Here is a 5451-nt window from a genome sequence, read left to right on the forward strand (position 1 = left end):
GGTCAACGAGCTGGCGTTGATCTTCGACCGGCTCGGCATCGATACCCAGGACGTGCTCGACGCGGCCGGCAGCAAGTGGAATTTCCTGCCGTTCCGCCCCGGCCTGGTCGGCGGCCACTGCATCGGCGTGGACCCGTATTACCTGCTGCACAAATCCGAGAGCGTGGGCTACCACCCGGATCTGATCCACACCGCCCGCCAGGTCAACAACCGGGTCGGCGCCCACGTGGCGCAGCGTGTGCTGGCCCTGCTGGCCGGGCGCGACAAGGCACCGTCCGACGCGCGCATCCTGGTGCTTGGGGTGACGTTCAAGGAGAACTGCCCGGACCTGCGCAACAGCCGTGCGCTGGAGCTGGCGCAGACCCTGCAGGCCAGTGGCGCGCACGTGGACGTGCAGGACCCCTGGGTAGGCCCGGCGGCGCTGGCTGGCAGTGGCGTGCACTGGGTGGAGCAGGCCGCGCCCGGCGCGTTCGACGCGGTGGTACTGGCGGTGGCGCATGACCAGTTCCGCGCCTTCGATGCCGCCGCCATCGGCGCGCTGCTCGCGCCCGGTGGCGTGGTCTACGACGTCAAGTCGGTATGGCCGCGGGACGTGGTGGACGGCCGGTTGTAGACTCGAACGCGTTATTGATCGAGGAAAGCCATGCATCGTTACCTGGTTTACATGCTCGCCATCCTGCTGTTTCCGGTCTGCCTGTGGCTGGCCACGATCTGGCCGGCCTGGTACTGGGGCGTGGGCGTGACCGCCGCGCTCGCCCTCCTGGGCACCTGGGATCTGCTGCAGAAACGCAGCACGCTGCGTCGCAACTACCCGGTGATGGCGCACTTCCGTTACGGGCTGGAATCGATCGGCCCGGAGATCCGCCAGTACTTCGTGCAGAGCGACCTGGAGGACGTGCCGTTTTCGCGGCAGCAGCGCGCGCTGATCTACCAGCGCTCCAAGAATGAAATGGACGTGGTGCCGTTCGGTACGCTGCGCAGCACCTATGCGGTGGACTACGAGTGGATCAACCATTCGCTGGCGCCGACCGAGATCGCGCACAGCGATTTCCGCGTGCTGATCGGGCCCAACTGCGCCAAGCCGTATTCGGCCAGCGTGTTCAATATTTCGGCAATGAGCTTCGGCTCGCTGTCGGCCAACGCGATCCGCGCACTCAACGAAGGCGCGCGGCGTGGCAGTTTCTACCATGACACCGGCGAAGGCTCGATTTCGCCGTATCACCGGGAAATGGGCGGTGATCTGGTCTGGGAAATCGGCTCGGGTTACTTCGGTTGCCGGGGCGATGATGGGCACTTCAGCGAAGAGAAGTTCGTCGCCAACGCCACCCATGACCAGGTCAAGATGATCGAGATCAAGCTGTCGCAGGGCGCCAAGCCCGGTCATGGCGGGGTGCTGCCGGCAGCCAAGGTCAGCGCGGAAATCGCGATCACCCGCGGCGTGCCGSTGGGCGTGGAGTGTGTGTCGCCGTCCAAGCATTCCGCGTTCAGTACCCCGGTGGAGCTGCTGCAGTTCGTGGCGCGGCTGCGCGAGCTGTCCGGTGGCAAGCCGGTCGGCTTCAAGCTGGCCATCGGACATCCGTGGGAGTGGTTCGGTATTGCCAAGGCCATGCAGGAAACCGGGCTGCTGCCGGACTTCATCGTGGTCGATGGCGCCGAAGGCGGTACCGGTGCGGCCCCGGCCGAGTTCGTCGACCATGTCGGCGTGCCAATGCACGAAGCGCTGCTGCTGGTGCACAACACCCTGGTCGGGCTGGACCTGCGCGACCGCATCAGGATCGGCGCGGCCGGCAAGGTGACCAGTGCGTTCGAGATCGCACGCACCATCGCGCTTGGCGCGGACTGGTGCAATGCCGGGCGTGGCTTCATGTTCGCGCTGGGCTGCATCCAGTCGCTGAGCTGCCACACCGACAAGTGCCCGACCGGTATCGCCACCCAGAATCCGAACCGCTGGCGTCACCTGGATGCCGTGGACAAAGCCACCCGCGTGCACAGCTACCACGACAACACCGTGCGCGCGCTGCGCGACCTGCTGTGCGCGGCCGGCTTGAACCACCCGTCCGAGCTGGGACCCGAGCACATCCTGCGGCGGGTGTCGCCGGTGGAAATCCGCTCGCTGGCCTCGCTGTACCGTTATCTGAGTCCGGGCGAGCTGCTGCGGCAGGTGCCCGATCACGCCGTGTTCCATGATTACTGGGGCGATGCGCGCAGTGATTCGTTCCAGCCGCCGGCGCGGATCCAGGCGCTGCGCACGAGCAAGTCGCGCTGATGGCGGATGCGATCGGACCGCCACAGGACACGCATGCAGCCGGGCAGGGCCCGATATTGCGGCGTGGACGCCCGGAGGAGGCCGATGCCCTGTGGGTGCTGCGCACCCGCTGCGTGCGCGAGCTGTGTAGCGCAGCCTATCCGCCCGAGGTGATCGCGCCGTGGGCCGCCTCGCGGCCGCCTGCGCATTATCGTGAGCTGATCGGGCAGGGCGGCTRCATCGTCGCCGAGGACGATGCGGGCACGCTGCTGGGCTATGGCGTGATCGATCAGCAGGGCAACGAGATCGATGCGTTGTTTGTCGACCCCGACTACGGCGGGCGTGGCATCGGCAGCGTGCTGATGCACGCGCTGCAGGCGCTGACCGATCCGACCCGCCCGCTGGTGCTGTCGGCCTCGCTCAATGCGGTACCGTTTTACCAGCGTGCCGGATTCAAACCGCTGCGCGAAGAAACCTACCCGCACCCCAGCGGCGTTGCCCTGGCGTCGGTGCGCATGCAACGCGGCTGATCCCGGCCGGCGCGCACCACCGTCGCAACCACCCCGCTATTGCCGGCCGCTGGCCGGCTCCTCAGCACCGTCAGAAGCACCAAGGTAGTGCCGGCCGCTGGCCGGCTCCTCAGCATCGTCAGAAGCACCTGGTAGTGCCGGCCGCTGGCCGGCTCCTCAGCATCGTCAGAAGCACCAAGGTAGTGCCGGCCGCTGGCCGGCTCCGCAACACCGTCGGACGCATCCGGCAGCGCCGGCCAACGGCCGGCACAACCGGTCACAGGTTGCGCAGGTACTCCACCACCCCGCGCCCCGCCCGCAACCCGCTCGCATAGCAGGCAGTGAGCAGGTAGCCCCCGGTCGGCGCTTCCCAGTCCAGCATCTCGCCGGCGCAGAAAGTACCCGGTAGATCGCGCAGCATCAGCTGCGTATCGAGCGCTTCCAGCCGCACGCCACCGGCGCTGCTGATCACCTCCGCGATCGGACGCGGGCGCAGCAGGGGCAGCGGCAGGCGCTTGAGCGCGGCGGCGATGCGCGGCGGTGGCAATTGACCGGCGTCCTTGCCCAGGATTTCGAACAGCAGCGCCGACTTGACCCCGCCCAGGCCCAGCTGGCGACGCAGGTGCTCGCCGAAACTGCGGCCCTGGCGCGGACGCTGCAGCTTGTCCAGGACCTGCGCTTCGGTCTGGCCCGGCAGCAGGTCCAGGTGCAGGTGCACCCGGCCGTCGCGGGCGAGGGTGTCGCGCAGSTCGGCGGCCATCGCATAGATCAGGCTGCCCTCGATACCGTCGGCGCTGATCACGCACTCGCCCTGCTGCGACCGGAGCTGGCCGTCCAGCGCGGTCCAGTAGGCCACCACCGGCTTCAACGGGGCGCCGGCCTGGCGCTCGCGGAAGTAGGTGGTCCAGTCGATGTCGAAGCCGCAGTTGGCCGGCTGCAGGGGGGCGATGTCCACGCCACGCGCGGCCAGCGGCGCCACCCACGCGGCGTCGGAGCCCAGCTCGGGCCAGCTGCCGCCGCCCATCGCCAGCACCACCGCATCGGCGTGCACGTCCACCTCGCCGTTGGGCGTGTCGAAACGTAGTGCGCCATCGTCCTGCCAGCCGGTCCAGCGGTGCTGCACATGCAGGCGCACGCCCTGTTCCTTCAAGCGGCGCACCCAGCCGCGCAGCAGCGGGGCGGCCTTGCGGTCGACCGGGAATACCCGGCCCGAGCTGCCCACGTAGGTGTCCACCCCGAATCCGTGGGCCCACCCGCGCAGCGCCGGCCCGTCGAAATCGGCCAGCCATGCGCCCACGTCGGCCGCGCGCTCGCGGTAGCGCGAGACGAACAGCGCGTGCGGATCCGAATGCGTCAGGTTCAAACCGCCCTTGCCGGCGATCAGGAACTTGCGTCCCGGCGACCCCTTGGCTTCATACACATCGACGTGGTGGCCGGCGGCGCGCACGGTTTCGGCGGCCATCAGCCCGGCCGGGCCACCGCCGATGATCGCCACGCGCCGCGGCGCGCTGTCTGGACTACGCATGCGGCAAACTCAGTTCGGCTTGACGTCGAGCAGCTCGACATCGAACACCAGCGAAGAACCGGGGCGGATCGGGCCGGCGCCACGGTCGCCGTAGCCGTACTCGGCCGGGATCATGAGGGTGCGCTTGCCGCCCACCTTCATGCCGGCAAAGCCTTCGTCCCAACCCTTGATGACCTGGCCCTGGCCCAGGTTGAAGGTGAAGGGTTCGCCACGGTCGACCGAGCTGTCGAACTTCTCGCCATGCTTGTCAGCGGCGCGCTCGTCATAGATCCAACCGGTGTAATGCACGGTGACCTTGTTGCCTGGAGTGGCCTCGGCGCCAGTGCCCGGCTGGGTATCGATCTTCTCGAACTGGGCGATGCTGCCACCCGGCGGCGGGCCAGGCGGGGTGCAGCCGGCGAGCGCCAGCAGTGCCAGGGGAGCAAGCAGGTAGGAGGACAGGCGACGCATGGCGGCTCCGGATCGCAAAAACGGGACGCAAGGGTAGCGCATCGCCGGGCGCTATCATGGGCACATGTCGAAACTGCTGCTCAACCTGCGCAACGTCGCGGACGATGAAATCCAGGACGTGACCGCCCTGCTGGACCAGGCGGGCATCGCCCATTACCGCACCGAACCCAGCCCGTGGGGCATCTCCTGGGGCGGAATCTGGATCCGCGACAATGACGACCTGCCGCGCGCCAAGGCGCTGATGGCGCCCTACCAGGAGGCCCGCGGCGTGCGCGTGCGTGCCGAACGGGAGGCCGCGCTGCGTGATGGCACCGCCGAAACCTTCGGCAGCCTCCTCCAGCGCCGACCGCTGTTCGTGGTCGCCATGCTGCTGGGCATGCTGGCTGCGGCGGCGCTGGTACTGCTGCCATTCGTACTGCTGCGGGGCTGAATCACCGCCGGCGGTGGGCCCGGCGGTGCGGCCGGCGCGATTTATAATGGGCCGATGATCGCCAATACCGCCGCCTACCACTTCACCCCCATCGCCGACCCGGATGCGCTGTGCGCGACCCTTCTGGAGCGGGCAACCGCCGCAGGGCTGCGCGGCACCATCCTGGTGGCGGGCGAGGGCATCAACCTGTTCCTGGCCGGCAGTGAGCCGGGCATCGACGGCTTCTACGCCCCCCTGCAGGCCGACCCGCGTTTTGCCGGGCTGCGGGTCAAGACCAGCTACAGCCAGATGC

6 protein-coding genes and 1 pseudogene are annotated in these 5451 nt (G+C 68.5%); 5 read left to right on the plus strand and 2 right to left on the minus strand.

Annotated elements, in window-relative coordinates; translation table 11 throughout:
- From ACXJKH_RS13530 to ACXJKH_RS13540, 3 genes are all read left to right on the plus strand, one after another.
- Positions 1–613: nucleotide sugar dehydrogenase (locus tag ACXJKH_RS13530; protein ID WP_457319997.1), on the plus strand; the 613-nt coding region annotated here is incomplete at its 5' end.
- Positions 614–643: 30 nt separating this feature from the next.
- Complete coding sequence (locus tag ACXJKH_RS13535) at positions 644–2266, plus strand: FMN-binding glutamate synthase family protein (protein WP_457319999.1); 1623 nt, start codon at positions 644–646, stop codon at positions 2264–2266.
- Positions 2266–2775, plus strand: coding sequence for a GNAT family N-acetyltransferase (locus tag ACXJKH_RS13540; RefSeq protein WP_457320001.1), 510 nt, complete (start codon positions 2266–2268; stop codon positions 2773–2775). The genes ACXJKH_RS13535 and ACXJKH_RS13540 overlap by 1 nt, the downstream gene beginning before the upstream one ends.
- A 256-nt stretch (positions 2776–3031) precedes the next feature.
- On the opposite strand, the gene ACXJKH_RS13545 is transcribed toward ACXJKH_RS13540, so the two are convergent.
- Complete coding sequence (locus ACXJKH_RS13545; RefSeq protein ID WP_457320003.1) at positions 3032–4279, minus strand: TIGR03862 family flavoprotein; 1248 nt, start codon at positions 4277–4279, stop codon at positions 3032–3034.
- 9 nt (positions 4280–4288) lie between these two features.
- Positions 4289–4729 carry an FKBP-type peptidyl-prolyl cis-trans isomerase gene (locus tag ACXJKH_RS13550; RefSeq protein ID WP_256776150.1) on the minus strand — a complete coding sequence of 147 codons (441 nt, stop codon included), beginning with the start codon at positions 4727–4729 and terminating at the stop codon, positions 4289–4291.
- A gap of 64 nt (positions 4730–4793) precedes the next feature.
- On the opposite strand from ACXJKH_RS13550, the gene ACXJKH_RS13555 reads away from it, so the two are divergent.
- Positions 4794–5159 (plus strand): DUF6164 family protein, encoded by a 366-nt coding sequence (locus ACXJKH_RS13555; protein ID WP_457320005.1) that lies wholly within the window; start codon positions 4794–4796, stop codon positions 5157–5159.
- Positions 5160–5213: 54 nt separating this feature from the next.
- A pseudogene (locus ACXJKH_RS13560) lies at positions 5214–5451 on the plus strand (sulfurtransferase); the annotation flags it as partial.

The organism is Stenotrophomonas sp. P5_B8 (assembly GCF_054049855.1).